Annotated in this window: 18 protein-coding genes; 11 read left to right on the top strand and 7 right to left on the bottom strand. The window is 64.7% G+C overall.

The annotated features are described in order from the left end of the window. Window positions 1-116: 116 nt before the first annotated feature. The 5 genes from gspD to gspG are packed head-to-tail and all read right to left on the bottom strand — an operon-like array spanning window position 117 to window position 5,649. Entirely contained in the window at window positions 117-2,471 is a 2,355-nt protein-coding gene (gene gspD, locus J7E36_RS20930) for a type II secretion system secretin GspD (RefSeq protein WP_215007248.1), read from the bottom strand. After that, window positions 2,468-3,034, bottom strand: coding sequence for a type II secretion system protein GspM (gene gspM, locus J7E36_RS20935; protein WP_215007250.1), 567 nt, complete (start codon window positions 3,032-3,034; stop codon window positions 2,468-2,470). Before gspM ends, gspD begins: the two co-directional genes overlap by 4 nt. Then, window positions 3,027-4,208, bottom strand: a complete 1,182-nt coding sequence (gene gspL, locus J7E36_RS20940) for a type II secretion system protein GspL (protein WP_215007252.1) — start codon at window positions 4,206-4,208, stop codon at window positions 3,027-3,029. The genes gspM and gspL overlap by 8 nt, the downstream gene beginning before the upstream one ends. Continuing rightward, entirely contained in the window at window positions 4,205-5,191 is a 987-nt protein-coding gene (gene gspK, locus J7E36_RS20945) for a type II secretion system minor pseudopilin GspK (protein WP_215007254.1), read from the bottom strand. The genes gspL and gspK overlap by 4 nt, the downstream gene beginning before the upstream one ends. 8 nt (window positions 5,192-5,199) lie before the next feature. Further along, on the bottom strand, window positions 5,200-5,649 hold the full coding sequence (gene gspG / locus J7E36_RS20950; RefSeq protein WP_215007257.1) for a type II secretion system major pseudopilin GspG: 450 nt from the start codon (window positions 5,647-5,649) through the stop codon (window positions 5,200-5,202). A 148-nt stretch (window positions 5,650-5,797) separates the two neighbouring features. Between gspG and gspI the strand changes: the two genes are divergently transcribed. After that, window positions 5,798-6,172 carry a type II secretion system minor pseudopilin GspI gene (gene gspI / locus J7E36_RS20955; RefSeq protein ID WP_215007260.1) on the top strand — a complete coding sequence of 125 codons (375 nt, stop codon included), beginning with the start codon at window positions 5,798-5,800 and terminating at the stop codon, window positions 6,170-6,172. Between the two features lie 14 nt (window positions 6,173-6,186). On the opposite strand, the gene J7E36_RS20960 is transcribed toward gspI, so the two are convergent. Beyond that, a complete protein-coding gene (locus tag J7E36_RS20960; protein WP_215007263.1) occupies window positions 6,187-6,621 on the bottom strand; it encodes a type II secretion system protein N in 435 nt (144 codons plus the stop codon). A 116-nt stretch (window positions 6,622-6,737) separates the two neighbouring features. Between J7E36_RS20960 and gspH the strand changes: the two genes are divergently transcribed. After that, window positions 6,738-7,190: a type II secretion system minor pseudopilin GspH gene (gene gspH / locus J7E36_RS20965; protein WP_215007266.1), complete on the top strand. Its 453-nt coding sequence runs from the start codon at window positions 6,738-6,740 to the stop codon at window positions 7,188-7,190. Next, on the top strand, window positions 7,187-7,798 hold the full coding sequence (locus J7E36_RS20970; protein ID WP_215007269.1) for a type II secretion system protein GspJ: 612 nt from the start codon (window positions 7,187-7,189) through the stop codon (window positions 7,796-7,798). Before gspH ends, J7E36_RS20970 begins: the two co-directional genes overlap by 4 nt. A gap of 139 nt (window positions 7,799-7,937) precedes the next feature. Here the strand turns inward: J7E36_RS20970 and J7E36_RS20975 are convergent, their stop codons facing one another. After that, window positions 7,938-9,284, bottom strand: coding sequence for an MATE family efflux transporter (locus J7E36_RS20975; protein WP_215007272.1), 1,347 nt, complete (start codon window positions 9,282-9,284; stop codon window positions 7,938-7,940). A gap of 682 nt (window positions 9,285-9,966) precedes the next feature. Here J7E36_RS20975 and J7E36_RS20980 point away from each other — a divergent pair. Genes J7E36_RS20980 through cheD form a run of 8 tightly spaced genes read left to right on the top strand, consistent with a single transcriptional unit; the run spans window position 9,967 to window position 17,292 of the window. Next, entirely contained in the window at window positions 9,967-10,878 is a 912-nt protein-coding gene (locus J7E36_RS20980) for a methyl-accepting chemotaxis protein (RefSeq protein WP_435304190.1), read from the top strand. Between the two features lie 11 nt (window positions 10,879-10,889). Further along, window positions 10,890-11,258 carry a response regulator gene (locus J7E36_RS20985; RefSeq protein WP_042730627.1) on the top strand — a complete coding sequence of 123 codons (369 nt, stop codon included), beginning with the start codon at window positions 10,890-10,892 and terminating at the stop codon, window positions 11,256-11,258. 15 nt (window positions 11,259-11,273) lie between these two features. Beyond that, window positions 11,274-11,558, top strand: a complete 285-nt coding sequence (locus J7E36_RS20990) for an STAS domain-containing protein (RefSeq protein ID WP_215007277.1) — start codon at window positions 11,274-11,276, stop codon at window positions 11,556-11,558. Between the two features lie 39 nt (window positions 11,559-11,597). Continuing rightward, window positions 11,598-13,697 (top strand): chemotaxis protein CheA, encoded by a 2,100-nt coding sequence (locus J7E36_RS20995; protein ID WP_215007279.1) that lies wholly within the window; start codon window positions 11,598-11,600, stop codon window positions 13,695-13,697. Between the two features lie 33 nt (window positions 13,698-13,730). Then, on the top strand, window positions 13,731-15,389 hold the full coding sequence (locus J7E36_RS21000) for a methyl-accepting chemotaxis protein (RefSeq protein WP_215007281.1): 1,659 nt from the start codon (window positions 13,731-13,733) through the stop codon (window positions 15,387-15,389). Window positions 15,390-15,428: 39 nt separating this feature from the next. Next, a complete protein-coding gene (locus J7E36_RS21005) occupies window positions 15,429-15,965 on the top strand; it encodes a chemotaxis protein CheW (protein WP_215007283.1) in 537 nt (178 codons plus the stop codon). After that, window positions 15,962-16,798: a CheR family methyltransferase gene (locus tag J7E36_RS21010; RefSeq protein ID WP_215007285.1), complete on the top strand. Its 837-nt coding sequence runs from the start codon at window positions 15,962-15,964 to the stop codon at window positions 16,796-16,798. Before J7E36_RS21005 ends, J7E36_RS21010 begins: the two co-directional genes overlap by 4 nt. After that, window positions 16,795-17,292, top strand: coding sequence for a chemoreceptor glutamine deamidase CheD (cheD, locus tag J7E36_RS21015; RefSeq protein WP_215007287.1), 498 nt, complete (start codon window positions 16,795-16,797; stop codon window positions 17,290-17,292). Before J7E36_RS21010 ends, cheD begins: the two co-directional genes overlap by 4 nt. Window positions 17,293-17,294: the final 2 nt, after the last annotated feature.

Consider the following 17,294-nt stretch of genomic DNA (forward strand, 5'->3'; position numbering starts at 1 on the left):
TCCAGCAATCCCCTGTGGGAGCGAGCCTGCTCGCGATACCGGTGTGTCAGCTTGCCTGGATGCTGGCTGGATGCCCCTCATCGCGAGCAGGCTCGCTCCCACAGGATTGGTGTTCATCAATGCGTACCTGCTTCAGCCGGCACCGCCTTGATCACCGCCCTTGGGGTTTGCAGGCCGGCGGGGCTAGCACCGGGGATTGCCCGGGCCGACGCCGGCAGTTGCGGTGCCTGGATGTCGGGCATGGCCCAGCTGCGTTCCGGTTGCAGCAGGCCCTGAGCGCGGCGCATGAAGTCGTAGCGGTTGAGGGTGATGCTGCGCCCCGCCGCCGTGTCGCGGATGATGTAGGGCCGCAGGAACACCATCAGGTTGGTCTTGGTGGTCTGCCGGCTTTCGTTGCGAAACAGCGCACCAATGCCGGGTATCGTCGACAACCATGGCACCGCGTCATTGCTCTGGCTGTAGCCATCCTGCAACAGCCCACCAAGGACCATGATCTGCCCGTCGTCCAGCAGGATGCTGGTGTCGATGGCGCGCTTGTTGGTGACAATCCCCGTGGTGCTCGAAGCACGGTTGTCGACGCTGCTGACCTCTTGGTAAATGTCGAGCTTGACCGTGCCGCCCTCGGAAATCTGCGGCCGGACATTCAGCTTCAAACCGACTTCTTCACGGGTCACGGTCTGGAACGGGTTGTTGCTGGTGCCCCCGCCGCCGGTGACGTAGCTGCCGCTGACGAACGGAATGGTCTGGCCGACAAAGATGCTCGCCGCTTCGTTGTCCAGGGTCAGCAGGTTCGGCGTCGACAACACATTGGTACCGCCCTTGCTCTTCAAGGCCCGCGCCAGCACCTTGAGGTCGAGGATCTTGCCGATGCCAGGGATGTCCACGGTGCCGTTGACCAGGCCCAGGTTCAGGCCCCGGGGCAGCACGTCAATGCTGGTCTTGCCATTGAGGTTGAGCCCGGTGCCACCGAGGTTGACCCCACCGATCACCCCGCTGCCGCCAAGGTTGCCGGTCTGCCACTGCACGCCGAACTCGCTGGCGTCGTCCTCACCCACTTCGACGATCAGGCTCTCGATCACCACTTGGGCGCGGCGCTGGTCGAGCAGGTCGATGACTTCGCGCAGGTTGCGGTACAGCGGGTCCGGCGCGGAGATGAGCAAGGTATTGGTGGTGGCATCCGCCTGGATGGTCACCCCACCCGCGCTGAAGGCGGTGTTCTGCTCGTTCTTGGTCGCGGACGTGGCCTGCCCGCTGCTGCCCTGGGCGTAGCCATTGCTGCCGGTGGAAGTACCCGCGTCCGTGGTGGTGCTGCCCTCGCCGCTGCCTTGGCCGCTCTGGCCGTTGGTACTGGCGCCCATGCCGCTAAGCACCGAGCGCGAGTTGTCGTTGCCCTCGCCTTCGCTTTCGCCGGTGAGCAAGCCGCGCAAGGCCTGGGCCAGTTTGCCGGCCTGGGCATTGCGCAGGTAGACCACGTGCAGGTTGCTCGGGTTGTTCTGGGCGTTATCGAGCTTGTAGATCAGGTTGCGCGCCAGCTCGGTGCGCTCGGGGCTGCCGGCACGGATGATGATCGCGTTGGAGCGCGGGTCGCCGATCACGTTGATTTTCTGGGTCTGGTCGCCGCCCTGGGTTTCCAGCAGGTCGGAGACCATCTGGGCGATGTCCACGGCGATGCCGTTCTGGATCGGCACCACGTCGGTGTCGATGGCACTCGGGGTGTCGATGCCCTCGATCAGCTGCGCGACCCGCGACAGGTTCTCGGCGTAATCGGTGACGACGATGGTGTTGTTGCCGGGGTAGGCATTGATCGGGTTGTTCGGCGACACGATCGGCCGCAGCACCGGGATCAGGTTCACCGCGTTCTCGTACTGCAGCCGGAACGTGCGGGTCAGCATGCCGTTACCGGCGGGTTTGTCGGCGCTGTAGATCGGCCCGCCCAGCAGCTTGGCGTCGGCCTCGGGCACCACTTGGGCGACGCCGCCGACGTCCACCACACTGAAGCCTTGCATGCGCAGCGCCGCCAGCAACATGTCGTAGGCCTGGCTGGCCGGCACCTGGCCCTCGGACACCAGCGTCAGGTTGCCCTTGACCCGGGGGTCCACCAGGAACTGCTGGCCGGTGGCGCGGGACAATGCGCGCACCACCGCCTGGATATCCGCCTCGACGAAGTTCAGCGTCACCGGTTGATCACCCAGCGGGGTGCGCGTGGGCGGATGACTGCGCGGCTCACGAGCGCGGGAGGTCAGGTCGACCTGATGCCGCACCGCCGGCTTGGCTTCACGCGCCGCCTGGGCGCGCTGGCGATCGAGCAAGGCATCGCCGCTGCGTTGGGTGCTGCCCAACGGCACGCCCAGCTCACTGTCCACCAGCAACGGTGGCTGCGACGCGGGCGGCGTGCTGTTGCACGCGCTCAATGCGAGCAACAACAGCGGCGCGGCCTTGCGCCAATGACGTGGGTAACGGGCCCCCTTCATGAAGCTTCCTTAGCGCCTTGCGCCTGATGCATGCGAACGGTTCCGGACAGGGTGCCGGCAGTATTGTCGAGGTGAGCGGAGCTGGCCGTGGCCGTGCGTTGCAAACGCGCTTCGATCACTTCCAGGGAAAACTGTCCGGGGTTGCTCAGTAACCAACTGATCGCCCCCTCGGCCGGCGCGTCGGTAAAGGTGAGTTGCCAGGCATCAAGGGCCCCGGTGCCGGGCCCTTGCAACTGGTAGTGCTCGTTCAGGCCGCTGGCGTCGAGGGTCTGACGCAGGGCAGCCTCCAGGGACTGGCCCGGCACCGGCCCAGCGACGTCGCGCAGCAGCACTTCGAGGGCTTCGGTCTGCGAGCGCAACTTGGGGGTTTCGGCCTGCCAGTAGGCGATGGTTTTCAGCGGCGGCTCGATCAAGCCCAGCCAGACCAGGCAACCGCCCAGCACCAGCGCGCTGACGGACACGGCGCGGCGTTCGCGCGGCGCCAGACCCTGCCAGAATGTCCGGCACCGGCTGAGCACGGTTTGCCAGCGTGCGCTCAGCGCGGCCAGGGGAGGCTTATTCATCGTCGTCTTCCGGGGTTTCATCTGCGGTGTCCGGCGCTGCCTGGTCGGTCGGTGCCATGCGCAGGATCCAGCCCTGGTCGATGGCGACGACGTCAACGCCGGCCTGGGCCAGGGAAGCTTTCCAGTCGTCCTCGCTGGACGTTTTCGGCGCATCGGCCACGACATCCAGGCGCAGTTCACCGTTCTCGAACACCAGCGCCTGGGCATTGCCGCTCATGAACGGCATGGCGCTGCCCGCCTGCCGCACCAGGCTGGCGAAGCGTTGGCCCGGATCGGTCGCCGTACCGTTCTGGCGCGCAGCGATTTGCTGGCGGGCCTGTTGCAGCGGGTTGAGAATCACCGGCACTTCAGGAAACGCCTGCTTCACCCGCAGGCTCATCTGCGCCTTGAGCCGTTGGCCTTCGGCGGCCTCACGGGCGGCGTAGAGGTTCAGCCCAGCCACCCAGATCGTCACTGCCACCGCGCAGAACGCCGCCGCCCGGCCCCAACCGCCGCGCCCGGCGACGTTGCGTCCCAGCCCGGCATGCAACCCCCAGCCCGGCGCGGCGCCGGTCCAGCGCTGGGTCTCAGCCAACGCAGTGATCGAAGCGTGAGGCGGCGGTTCGCCTATCCAGCTCAGCCCGGCGCCCGCCTCCATCAGCCACTCGCCCAACCCATCGTCCTGCAACGGCTGTACCTCGGCATGCTGTGGCCCGTGGCGCACCAGCAAGTGACCGTCGTCGATGCACGCGACAGGGCCGGCCAGCACGGGCAAGGCATAAGCGGCTGGATAAAGGCCCCGCAGCTTGAGGCCGGCCTGGTGCAGCAACTGACCCAACCGGTCGAGCGCTGCCCGCTCCAGCCAGGTGATCTGTACTTGACCGTCATCCCCCCGCGGGCTGTGAGCCACCTGCCTGTGTTCGCTGGCGCCAAGCATCAAGGCCTGGGCCGCGCACGTCACCGCTGCGGTGATTTTTGCAGGTGGCAACGGTGGCAATTCCAGGCGGGTCAGCACGCTGTCGCGGGGATGCAGAAAGCACTCCACCGCCAGGTGCTTGCCGCCCAGGCCCAACGCCTTGAGGTTGCTGCGCCCGTGCTCATGCACCTGGCCCTGGCGATCCAGCCGGGCAAACGCCACCGGGCTATCGAGGTCCAGCTCGGCCAGCGGCGCCAGTGCCACGCGCAAGCCGGTCATACGCCGACCCTCGACCAGACCACCCGCGGCAAACGGTCCTGGCTGCGTTGCAGCAGCGCGTCCAGTTCGACCCGCCGCTGACCGCTGCGCGCCTGTCCGCGCAGGCGAAACCAGTCACTGGTGATGCCAACCTTGACAGTGGCCGTCTCCAGCTCGGGCATGCGCAGGCGATTGACGAAATCCCCGCGGTTGATGAACCAGTGGCCGCCGTCCCGTTCCCGAACCAGTGCCTGGGCCCGTTGCAGCGACAGCCCCGGCACAGCAGCGGCGAGCACCGGGGCGCTGGCGGTGTTGCCGTTGAGCCAGGTATTGGCCGGCAGGACCGTCACATACGGCGCCAGGGCTTCCAACGCGGCTGGGGTGACGCCCTTGACGCTGCTCAGGTCCTGCAAGGTGCGCAGCATCGGTCGGGTCGCTGGCAGCGGCGTGTTGTCGCCCTCCGGTGAGGTGTCGCGGCCGCTGTCGAAGGTACGCCTCGTTGCTGTCCTGTCCGCCGGCTCCGGGTTCAACAGGCGCGGATACGCGTCGATCACCCGTTCGACGATGCGCGCGCGAACGCTGGCGGCGACGCCCAGCTGTTCACAGAGCCGTTCGAAGGCACGCGCCTGCTCCTTATCCACACGCTCACTGGCGACGAGGTTGCGCAGGTTGAACTTGCCTTGCTCGTCTTCCAGTTGCCCTTCGAACGGCGTGTCGATCTGGCTCGAACCGGGCATCACGATGGGTTTCGCCCAGGGTTGACCGAAGCGCGTCAGCGGGTCGCGCTGGCGGGCCTCCCACAACAACTGGCGACTCAACGCCAGACCACCGTCCATCCGCGCGGTGCCTTGAACGCGCAACTGTTCGGCTTCCAGGCTGCGGGTGAACAGGGTCTGGCGGGTCAGCATGCCGCCGGCGATCACCGCCACCACGGCGGCGATCAACAAGGCACTGATGACCGCCATGCCGCGCTGCTTCGCCGCGAGGGGCGAATCCGTTCGCATCACGGCCCTTAGAGCTGCCAGGAGCCAATGTCGGCATTCACGCCATCGCCGTCAGGCTGGCCGTCGGCCCCCAACGAGAAGATGTCGACTTCGCCGTTGGCACCGGGGTTGAGGTAGTTGTAGGGACGGCCCCAGGGGTCGTTGGGCAGGCGTTCGAGATAGGAACGCCAGGTGCTGTTTTTCGCATCGGCCGGTTTTTCCACCAGCACTTTCAAGCCCTGGTTCATGCTCGGGTAGCTGCCGTGGTCGAGGCGATAAAGCTTCAGGGCTTGCATCAGACCGCCAATGTCCTGCTTGGCCGCCGTCGCCCGGGCCTGGTCGGGACGGTCGAGCACCTTGGGCACCACCATCGCCGCCAGGATGCCAAGGATGACCACCACGACCATGATTTCGATCAGGGTGAAACCCCGCTGCCCGCGAGGGCCCTGTGTACGGGGGGTATAACGGGCGATCTGCATCTCGACGGTCCTTCGCTGGATTCGATACGAGGCGCAGTGTTGCAAGAAAATATGTCAGTGATATTGAAATTGCTCAGGAGCTTGCGTCGTCAATCGGTCACGTACGCGGGCTAGCCTTGGGGGCTGCTTTCCGCACCGAGCCCGCGCCATGCCCCGCCCTGCTCCGCAAGCCGGTTTCACCCTGATCGAAGTGCTGGTGGCCCTGGCGATCATCGCCGTGGCGATGTCGGCCGCGGTGCGCGTGGCGGCGGTGATGACCCAGAGCAACGGTCTGCTGCGCGACAAATCCATCGCCCTGCTGGCGGCCCGCAGCCAACTGGCGCAGTTGCGCCTGGAACAGCGATTTGCCCCGGGCATGAAGGTGTTCGAGTGTGACCAGGGGCGCTTGCTGCTGCGCTGCGAACAGACCCTGCGCCCGGCGGAAAATGCTCGGCTGTTGCGGGTGGAACTGACCGTGTCGGACCGCAGCCACGAGGCGCCGCCGCTGGCGCGGTTGGAGACGTTGGTAGTTCGGGAAAAGTGAACAGCGTGACGAGGTCAGTGCGGCCTGGTCAACGACGGCAAGCTCACCGTATCCGGCAGCCGTGCCAGCGCCAGCCGGGTCTGTTCGGAGCCCCGTTCGATCACCACGGCCTGCGCTTCGATCGACACCAGCCGCACGCCTTGGGCCACCCGTTCACCCACCCGGAAACTGCGCGGCGGCCCGTCGTTGAGGCTGAGGATCGCCACCGCGCCGCGAGCGCCGGCCAGCACGCCGCTGACCTTGATCTCCACCGGTGCCGGTTGGTTGGAAAACCATTGCAGTGCCGGGTTATCGACGCGCTCGGCCAGGCGTTGCGGGGCGACGTCCGGCGTGCGCGATTCGGCGGAGGTCAGCAGCAGCGACGACCAGGTTGCGACCCCGGCCAACGCCGCCAGCAACCCCAGCGCCTGGACCATTTGCGCCGGGGATATCCGTTCGAAGAACGCCATGGCCTGAATCTCCTTGTCTATTCCAGCCCCCAGCGTACCCGGCAAATCTCTCCGTTTTATTTCACATCCTTATCATCTTGCCCGTGCAGGATGGTCCGGACGCAAAGGAGCGCGCGATGGCCCGGGACACGCAACGCGGTTTTACCCTGATCGAACTGATGGTGGTGCTGGTGATCATCGGCATCGCCAGCGCCGCCGTGAGCCTGAGCATCAAGCCCGACCCGTTGAAGTTGCTGCGCGAGGACGCCGAGCGGCTGGCGCAGTTGCTGCAGTTGGCCCAGACCGAAGCCCGCAGCGACGGGCGGCCGATTACCTGGCGCGCCGACGCCAAGGGCTTCGGCTTCAGCCGCCGCAATGACCAGGGGGCCGGGCTGGATCGCTTCAAGGACGACCCGCAGTTGCATCCGCGCCGCTGGCGGAGCCCGTCGATGGAGATTCGGGTGGCGCCCCGGCAGCGGGTTGTGCTGAATGCCGAATGGCTCGGCGAGCCTTTGCAGATCCGCCTGTCAGACGGTCAGAACAGTTTGAATGTGCAACGCAGTGCCGCCGGACGGGTGCTGATCCAATGAACCGTCAGGAAACGGGCTTCACCTTGCTTGAAGTCATGGTGGCGATCCTGCTGATGGCGGTGGTCAGCCTGATTGCCTGGCGCGGGCTGGACAGCGTGACCCGTGCCGACCGCCATTTACAGGCCAGCACCGAGCAGACCGAAGCCTTGCTGCGGGTGTTGAACCAACTGGAGCGCGACGTCGCCCTGCGCGCCAGCACCGAGCTGAGCGAACCGCTCAAGCCAGGCGTCGACGACGAGCCTGCGACCGCCCCGCCCGCCCTCATCGTGCGCAGCACCGACGGCCAGGGCTTTCGCCTGGACGTGATCCGTGTGGCCGCCACACGGGACGGCGAACTGCAACGGGTGCGCTGGTGGCTCAAGGGCGACACGCTCTACCGCGCCCAGGGCCCGGCACGCGACCGCTATCCGCTGCCCGCACCGGGTAACGGGGTGGCCGTGCTCAATGAAGTCAGTTCGGCGGGACTGCGCTATTGGGACAAGGACAAAGGCTGGCGCAAGCTCAGCGGCAACCGCCAGGAAAACCCGCCGGGTATTGAGATCAGCCTGACCCGGCAGACGCCCCAGGGGGTTGAACGCTACCGGCAGGTGTTGGGGCCGTTGGAGTGAACGCGTTGGCCACACATCCGCTGGGTGGGAGCGAGCCTGCTCGCGATAGCGGTCTGTCGGCCAACATCCATGTTGAATGTGCCGCCATCGCGAGCAGGCTCGCTCCCACAGGGGTTTGTGGTGTCTGGGGGATCGTGACCTACACCAACCGCTCGATCTGCTGATGCTGCCAGACCCGCTTGTAATACACCGTCTGCAGCACCAGCATGCTCAGGTAAGCTACCGGGAACGCCATCCACACCCCTTGCAACCCGAAGCGCGCGTCCAGCAGATAGGCCGCCGGGACTTCCACGCCGACGATGCAGAAGATCGAGATCGCCACCGGCACCAGCACCGTGCCGCTGGCGCGCATGATGCCGCCGACCACGGCCTGGAAGCCGAATACCAGCAAGCTCCAGAGCATGATGTGCAACAGGTGTTCGGCCTGCACTTGCGCGACCGGGTCGGTGATGAACAGCCCCAGCAACCAGTGGGATAACAGGTAGCCCAGCACCACCAGGCCACCGGTCAGCCAGACGTTGACCAGAAGCCCGGTGCGCAGGATCGGCCCGAGGCGTTCCAGCCGTCCGGCGCCGATGGCCTGGGCGCCGAGGATCGTCGCGGTGATGGCGATCGACAGCGCCGGGAACTGCACGTAGTTGACGATCTGCGTCACCGCGCCATACGCCGCCGTGGCCTGGGAACCGTGACGGTTGACCAGCGCCAGGATCACCAGCTCCGACAGCGAGATCACCACCATCTGCAACCCGGTCGGCAGGCCGATGTTCAGCACTTTACCGAGGATCTCGCGGTCCAGGCGCATCGCCGCGAACAGCGCACGATCTGGCGCCAGGGCATGCGCGCGCCGGTTCAGCCGCCAGGCCAGCAGCGTCATTGCCGACGCCGTGCCCACCAACCCCGCCCATGCCGCGCTCTGGACGCCCATTTGCGGCAGCCCCAGCCAGCCGCGAATCAACGCCGGCGTGAGCATCAGCCCGACGCTGGTGGACACCAACAGTGCCAGCAACGGCGACAGCGTATCGCTCACCCCACGGAGCAACTGGGTGAACAGCACAAACACCAGGAGCATCGGCAGGGTCCACATCATCACCCGGGCATACGAAACGGCGTCCGCCAGCACGTCGGCCGGCGTGCCCAGGCCCTGCAATGCCTCACGCGCGAAGACGCTGCCAAGCACCGCCGCCGCCAGCCCGATGATCGCCCCCAGCAACAGCGTCGAACCGGCGACAGCTTTGACCGTACCGGTTTCACCAGCGCCGTAGGCCTGTCCGATCAGCACCCCGGCCCCCGCGCCGAGGCCAATCACCAGGGCAATGAAGAAGAACAGGATGGGAAACATCCCCGACACCGCCGCCAGGGCCTGGGTGCCGAGCATCTGGCCGATGTAGATGCTGTTGAGCGTGCCGGACATCGATTGCAGGAAGTTGGACAGGACCATGGGGGCCAGGAACAGCAGGTAGGTTTTCCAGAGGGGTTGGGTTGACATGAGGGCTCTGATGGCAGGTTCGACAGATTCGCGTGTCGGTAATTTAGCTCATCCCTGTCTGGAACGAGGGGATTTATCCAGTGGGAGGAAACTGCGGGAGCAAAGCTTGCTCGCGACGCAGACGCCGCAACACCTGAGCGAACACATCAACTTCATCGCGGGCAAGCCTTGCTCCCACGGGCAATTTCCATCTCGTCAATCCGCCTCGACATTTTCCCGACTGCGTCTAACCTGAGATAGCACAGTGCCAGGCGCTGCGTAGGCTATTGCCTACAGCGGTAAGAATCGGACGACTGGTCTTAAAGTCCGATCAGGGCGCGCAGATAACCCGTTATTGGCCAATGACCTGTTGGCAACACTGTTCAAGGACCGAACCATGACGTCGTATTCACACGGTCATCCTCTCGCCCCAACCCCGCCCCGCATCCTCTGGAACGCCGTACTTGTCGCGCTCGTCGCCAGCGTCGGCGTGCTGGTGCTCAATGGCCCGAGCGGGCAAAACATCGGTTTGAGCGCCGCGGTCCTGGCCCTGGGCATTGCGGCAGGCGCGTGGGGTGCTCGGGCGCAGCGTCTTCAGTCCAACCGTGCCTTTGCCGCCGCCATGGCCGAGCATGAACGGCACGCCGCCGAACTCCTCGCCCACAAGTCCAACGGGCAACTCAACGAAGTCATCCTCGGTGCCATGCCGATCTGGGCCAAGCAGGTGGAAAGCTCCCGGCAGCAGACCGAAACCGCGATCATCTCCTTGACCAGCCGGTTCACCGGTATTTCTTCGCGCCTGGAAGACACCGTGCAAGCCTCGCAACTGGCCGCTGGCGAACTGGCCGGCAGCGGCAGCGGCGGCGCCGTGCAAGTGCTGGCCCAGAGCGAAAGCGAGCTGGTCCAACTCATCGATATCTTGCGCACCGCCCAGACCAGCCGTGATGAAACCCTGGCCCAGGTACGCAACCTGACCGCCTACACCGGCGAGCTGCGGACCATGTCCGCAGACGTGGCAGCGATCGCCGCGCAGACCAATCTGCTGGCCCTCAACGCCGCCATCGAAGCCGCCCGAGCCGGTGAAGCCGGCCGCGGTTTTGCGGTGGTGGCCGACGCCGTGCGCAGCCTGTCGAGCAAGTCCAGCGAGACCGGCCAGCAGATGTCGGCCAAGGTCGACATCATCAACAGCGCCATCACCCAACTGGTCCAGGCTGCCTCCAGTGGTGCGGACCAGGACAGCCACTCGGTCAGCGCTTGCGAGGAAAGCATCCAGCGCGTGCTGGAGCGCTTCAAGAGCGTGACCGGGCGCCTGGCCGATTCGGCCGACCTGCTGCAACAGGAAAGCTACGGCATTCGCGACGAACTCACCGAAGTGCTGGTCAGCCTGCAATTTCAGGATCGGGTCAGCCAGATCCTCAGCCACGTGCGCGACAACATCGAGGACCTGCATGTGCATGTGCAGCAAGCCAGTCAGTCGCCCGACCAGGCCGTCACCATCGATGCGCGCCAATGGCTGGCACGCATGGAAACCACTTATGCCACCGACGAGCAACGCCGCAATCACCACGGCAACTCGGACGTGCAACACGCTTCACAGGAAATTACTTTCTTCTAGGAGAGCCGTTCATGGCTAAAAGTGTATTGGTTGTCGACGACTCCGCGAGCGTTCGGCAAGTCGTCGGCATTGCGTTGAAAAGTGCCGGCTATGACGTGATCGAGGCCAGCGATGGCAAGGATGCGTTGGGAAAACTCACCGGGCAGAAAGTGCACCTGATCATCAGTGACGTGAACATGCCGAACATGGACGGCATCACCTTCGTCAAGGAGGTCAAGAAGCTCGCCAGCTACAAGTTCACACCGATCATCATGCTCACCACTGAGTCCCAGGAATCGAAGAAACAGGAAGGCCAGGCCGCTGGCGCCAAGGCCTGGGTGGTCAAGCCGTTCCAGCCGGCGCAGATGCTGGCGGCGGTGTCCAAGCTGATTCTTCCTTGATGACCGGAGGCTGCAATGCCCTTGTTGTACGAAACCGTGGATGACACCGCCCAGGTGCAGATCGACGGCGAACTGACGATCTACACCGTCGCCGACCTGTCCGCACAATGGCTGCCGCGCCTGGGGGCGACACCGCGCATGGACGTGGATCTGTCGCAGATCACCGAAATGGACGGCGCCGGCCTGCAACTGCTGCTGATGGCACTGCGTGAGGCCGCCAAGGCCGGCACTCACCTGACGCTGACCGGGCGCAGCAAAGCCGTCACCGAAACGCTGGAGCTGTGCAACCTGGACGCCTAGCGCCCTGCACTGGCGGCCGACACGACAAAGGATATGAGCGTGAGCATCAATCTCGATCAGGCACAACAAACGTTCATCGTCGAGGCACGGGAACAGTTGCAGGCGATGGAAGAGTCCCTGCTGCAACTGGAAACCGACCCGGGCGACGATGACGCCATCGGTGCGATCTTCCGCGCGGCCCACACCATCAAGGGCTCCGCCGGGCTGTTCGGCCTGGAGCCGATCGTCAGTTTCACCCACATCGTCGAAGACGTGCTCGACCGCCTGCGCAACGGCAGCGTCGAGGTGGACACCGGCCTGATCGCCGTGCTGCTCAAGTCCAGCGATCACATGCTGGAACTGATCAACGTGGTGGCCAACCAGGGCGGGACACTGACACCGCCGGCGCTGCAGCGGGAGGTGGAGCTGTGCCAGATCCTCCAGGAGTACCAGGCGCCCCAGGCCGTCGACGCGCCCAAACCGGCGAGTAAGGTCGACGCGGATGAACCTGCTGAGAGCCGTCTATGGCAGATTTCCCTGCGCTTCGGCCCGGAGGTGTTTCGTAACGGCATGGACCCGCTGTCGTTCCTGCGCTACCTGCAAACCCTGGGCGAAATCGTCGAACTCACCACCCTGACCGACACACTGCCGGCCCTCGAAACCTGGGACGCAGAATCGTGCTACCTGGGCTTCGACATCGAATTTCGCTCGGCGGCCAGCCACGGAGCGATCAACGAAGTCTTCGATTTTGTGCGCGAAGACTGCGCGATCGAGATCGTTGCCCTGGGAAATGCCGCGCTTCCATTGAACACCGGCCTGGTGACCACCCAGCCGGAGCCGCCCGAAGAAAACACCGCGCTGGTCACCACCGGCGAGTTGCTGCCGGACCAGCGCAAGACCTCGCGGACGTCGTCCCAGGTCGCCCTCGACAAACCACCGATGACCACGGACAACAAGGCCAGGGACGGCAGTTATGTGCGGGTCAACGCCGACAAACTGGACGAGTTGATCAACCTGGTGGGCGAACTGGTCATCGCCAGCGCCGGCGCCAGCCTGCTGGCCCGTACCTGCCACAACGCGCCGTTGCAGGAATCCACGTCGACGGTGTCGGCACTGGTGGAGGAAATCCTCGACGGCGCCCTGCGCCTGCGCATGATCCCCATCGGTGAGACCTTCAACCGGTTTCGCCGGGTGGTGCGCGATGTCAGCCAGGAGCTGGGCAAGGACATTGACCTGATCATCAGCGGCGCGGAAACCGAGCTGGACAAGACCGTGGTGGAAAAAATCGGCGACCCGCTCATGCACCTGCTGCGCAACGCCATGGACCACGGCATCGAAACCGCCGAAGCGCGGTTGGCGGCGGGCAAACCGGCCAAGGGGCATTTGCACCTCAACGCCTATCACGACTCGGGCAGCATCGTGCTGGAAATCGCCGACGATGGCGCCGGCCTGAACCGCGACCGGATCCTGGAAAAAGCCCAGGAGCGCGGCCTGGTGTCCCCGGGTGCGAGCCCCACCGACCAGGAGATCTACAACCTGATCTTCGAACCGGGTTTTTCCACCGCCCAGGCGGTCACCAACCTGTCCGGACGCGGCGTGGGCATGGACGTGGTCAAGCGCAACATCACATTGCTGCGCGGCACCGTCGACCTCGACAGCCAACCGGGCCAGGGCACCGTGGTGCGCATCCGCCTGCCGCTGACGCTGGCGATCATCAACGGTTTCCTGGTGGGCATCGACCAGTCCACCTACGTCATCCCGCTGGACATGGTCCAGGAGTGCGTCGAGCTGAGCGAAGACGATGGGATGACCAGCCGCGAGCTGGGTTACCTCGACCTGCGTGGCGAGGTGCTGCCGCTGGTCTACCTGCGCGACCACTTCAACCACGAAGGCCCGGCCTCGCGCCGGCAGAACGTGGTGGTGGTGCGCTACGCCGAACTCAAGGCCGGGCTGGTGGTGGATGACCTGCTGGGGGAATTCCAGACCGTCATCAAGCCCCTGGGCAAGTTGTTTGGCGCCCTGCGCGGCATCAGCGGCTCGACCATCCTCGGCAGCGGCGCCGTGGCGCTGATCCTCGACATTCCGGCGCTGCTGACCCAAATCGCACAGTCCGAAAATCGCTACACCACCAGTCAATTACAACAAGCCACTGCTCGCTGACGCTTTAGCAATTCCATGGAGAGGTACTTCCCGATGAAATGGTTCTACGATCTTAGAATCGCCACCAAACTGGTCACGTCATTTCTCGTGGTGCTGGCCCTGACCGCCGCCATGGGGGTGTTTTCGATCATCCAGCTGGGCGAGGTGAACGGCACCACCCAGGAGATGCGCGATAACTGGATGCCGTCGATGCGCGCCGCCGCAGGCATGCGCTTTTATGGCGCAAACTACCGCCTCAAGGAAAACCGGCATATATCCGCTGACTCCGATCAAGAACGGGCCACGCTCGAGCAAGAGGCGGATGAATCCAGGAAGGCCTTCGAGACCCGTCAGGCGACTTACGGGCAGATGCTCTCCAACGACCAGGACCGTAAACTGTTCGAAGCCATCAGCGCCGAGTGGGCCGCTTACCTGACGGTTAGCAAGGACTTGCTGGCCCTGTCCCGGCAGAACCTCACCAGCGAAGCCCATGCGTTGCTCAAGGGCGAGTCCAAACGCCGGTTCGAGCTGATGACCGCCGACCTGCAGAAACTGGTAGAACTCAATGACGCCGGTGCCAGCGATGCGAGCGCCCGCGGCACGGCGCTGTTTGAAAAGTCGCGCTTGTCGATCATTGCCGTACTGGCGGCCGCCCTGTTGGTCGGCCTGGGCCTGGCGCTGTTCATCTCGCGGATCATTTCCCGTCCGTTGAAGCAGGCGGCCGCTGTCGCCGCACAATTGGCCGAAGGCAACCTGAACGCAAAAATCGAGGTCGGCTCCAAGGACGAAACCGGCATGGTGCTCAGCGCCATGCAGAACATAGTGGGCAAGCTGTCCCATATCATCGGTGAAGTGCGCAACGCGGCGGACAACCTGGCCAGCGCTTCCGAAGAAGTCAGCGCCACCGCGCAATCCATGAGCCAGGCCACCAGCGAACAGGCGGCCAGCGTCGAGGAAACCAGCGCCTCCATCGAGCAGATGAGCGCCAGCATCAACCAGAACACCGAGAACGCCAAGGTCACCGACGGCATGGCCAGCAAGGCCGCCAAGGAAGCCACCGAAGGCGGCGACTCGGTGCAGCAGACCGTGGTGGCGATGAAGAAAATCGCCCAGCGCATCAGCATCATCGACGACATTGCCTACCAGACCAACCTGCTGGCGCTCAACGCCGCCATCGAAGCAGCCCGGGCCGGTGAACACGGCAAAGGCTTTGCCGTGGTCGCCGCCGAGGTGCGCAAACTGGCCGAACGCAGCCAGGTCGCGGCCCAGGAAATAGGCGAGCTGTCGTCCAGCAGCGTCGACATGGCCGAGACCGCCGGGCACTTGCTCAATGAAATGGTCCCGTCCATCAACAAGACTTCGGACCTGGTGCAGGAAATCAGCGCCGCGTCCGAAGAGCAGGCCGCCGGCGTGGCACAGATCAACACCGCCATGACCCAGCTCAACCAAGTGACGCAGCAGAACGCCTCCAGCAGTGAAGAACTGGCCGCCACCGCCGAGGAGATGAGTAGCCAGGCCGAACAGCTGCAACAGGCCATGAGCTTCTTCACCCTGGACGGCCCGTCCAAGTTGGCCAGCCAGCCGCTGAAAGTGGACAACACCCCGGGCCCGTCCAGCCGTAAACCGGCCCGCGCCGCCGCGCCCGCCATGCCCAAGGCGTTTGCCTACAGCATGGCCAGCGCGCCGGACGAATCCGAATTCACCCGGTTCTGACGGTGGGTTTGCACAGGCTCGCTAAAAGGAGAGACAGCCATGGGCGCCATCGCGACCACACGTCAAGCCGCCGTCGCGGTTGAGGAAGAAGCGCAGTACCTGACATTCATGCTCGGCACGGAGATGTTTGCCATCGGCATCCTGTGCATCAAGGAAATCATCGAATACGGCAACCTGACGGTGGTGCCAATGATGCCGGCCTTCGTGCGCGGGGTGATCAACCTGCGCGGCGCGGTCGTGCCGGTGGTCGACCTGTCGGCGCGTTTCGGTCGGCAGAATTCGGCGATCACCCGGCGCAGCTGCGTGGTGATCATCGAAGCCAGCACCGAGGACGGCCACGCCCAGGACATCGGCCTGCTGGTGGACACGGTGTCGGCGGTGCTGGAGATCCCGGCGTCGCAGATCGAACCGCCACCGAGTTTCGGGGCGAAGATCCGCGCCGACTTCATCAGTGGCATGGCCAAGGTCGACGGCAAGTTCGTCATCGTGCTGGAGGTGGGCCGCGTACTGTCCATCGACGAAATGTCCCAACTCGCCGAAGCCAGCCCGAGCGCGCTGGAAGTGGATGCGCCGTGAACGCCGACAGTTGCAAGGAACGCACCGTGAATTCACTGGCCCTCAGTGACCGCGAGTTCAGCCAGTTTCAATCCTGGCTGTACCAGGCCGCCGGCATCAGCCTGTCCGAGGCCAAGAAAGCCCTGGTGGCCGGGCGCCTGTTCAAGCGCCTCAAGCACTATGAACTGGACAGCTACGGCGAGTATTTCAAGTTGATCATGAACGGCCAGCGCACCGGTGAACTGCAGGTGGCGCTGGACCTGCTCACCACCAACGAAACCTATTTTTTCCGCGAGCCCAAACACTTCGATTTCCTGCGCCAGCAGGTGTTGCCCAATGCGACACCGGGCAAGACCTTTCGCCTCTGGAGCGCGGCCAGTTCGTCGGGAGAAGAGCCCTACAGCCTGGCAATGACGCTCGCCGAAGGGCTGGGCACCACCCCCTGGGAAGTCATCGGCTCGGACATCAGCACCCAAGTGCTGGCCAAAGCCCGTTCCGGGCATTATCCGATGGAGCGCGCCCGTACCCTGCCCCAGCCGCTGCTGGTCAGATATTGCCTCAAGGGCACCGGCAGCCAGGAAGGCACGTTCCTCATCGACCGGGCGTTGCGCAGCCGGGTCAGCTTCGTCCAGGTCAACCTCAACGACACCCTGCCGGAGCTGGGGGAGTTCGACGTGATCTTCCTGCGTAACGTCATGATCTATTTCGACCAAGCCACCAAAAGCAAAGTGGTCGCCCGCTTGATCCCCCGGCTCAAGTCCGGCGGCTACTTCATCGTCAGCCATTCGGAAAGCCTCAACGGCGTGTCCGACGCGCTGAAGCTGGTGGCGCCCTCGATCTATCGCAAGCCATGAACGCGGCCATGAAGGAAGTGGCAGAGGCGTACCTGGCGCCGGGGGAGTTTCGCTTCGCCACGTGCCCGACCCGACTGCGCACCATCCTTGGCTCTTGCGTGGCGATCACGCTGTGGCACCCCGAACGCAGGATCGGCGGCATGTGCCACTTCATGCTGCCCAGTCGGGTGCGCTGCTCCACCGCGCTCAACGGTATGTATGCCGACGAGGCCATCGAACTGTTCATCCGCCAGGCCCGGGCCCATCACACGCAGCCCGAGGACTACCAACTCAAGCTGTTCGGCGGCGGCGAGATGTTTCCCGAACTGCAACGCCAGGTACCCTACGGCGATGTGGCGCGGCTGAACGTCAATGCCGCGCTGGAAATGGCCGCCCTCTATCGCCTCGACCTGATAGCCCAGGACATGGGCAGCACGGGCCATCGAAGCATCATCTTCGACCTGTGCAGCGGCGATGTGTGGGTCAGGCACCAACCGATAAGGAATCGGCTTTAACC

Source organism: Pseudomonas fluorescens (genome assembly GCF_018614775.1).
GTDB lineage: Bacteria > Pseudomonadota > Gammaproteobacteria > Pseudomonadales > Pseudomonadaceae > Aquipseudomonas > Aquipseudomonas fluorescens_BY.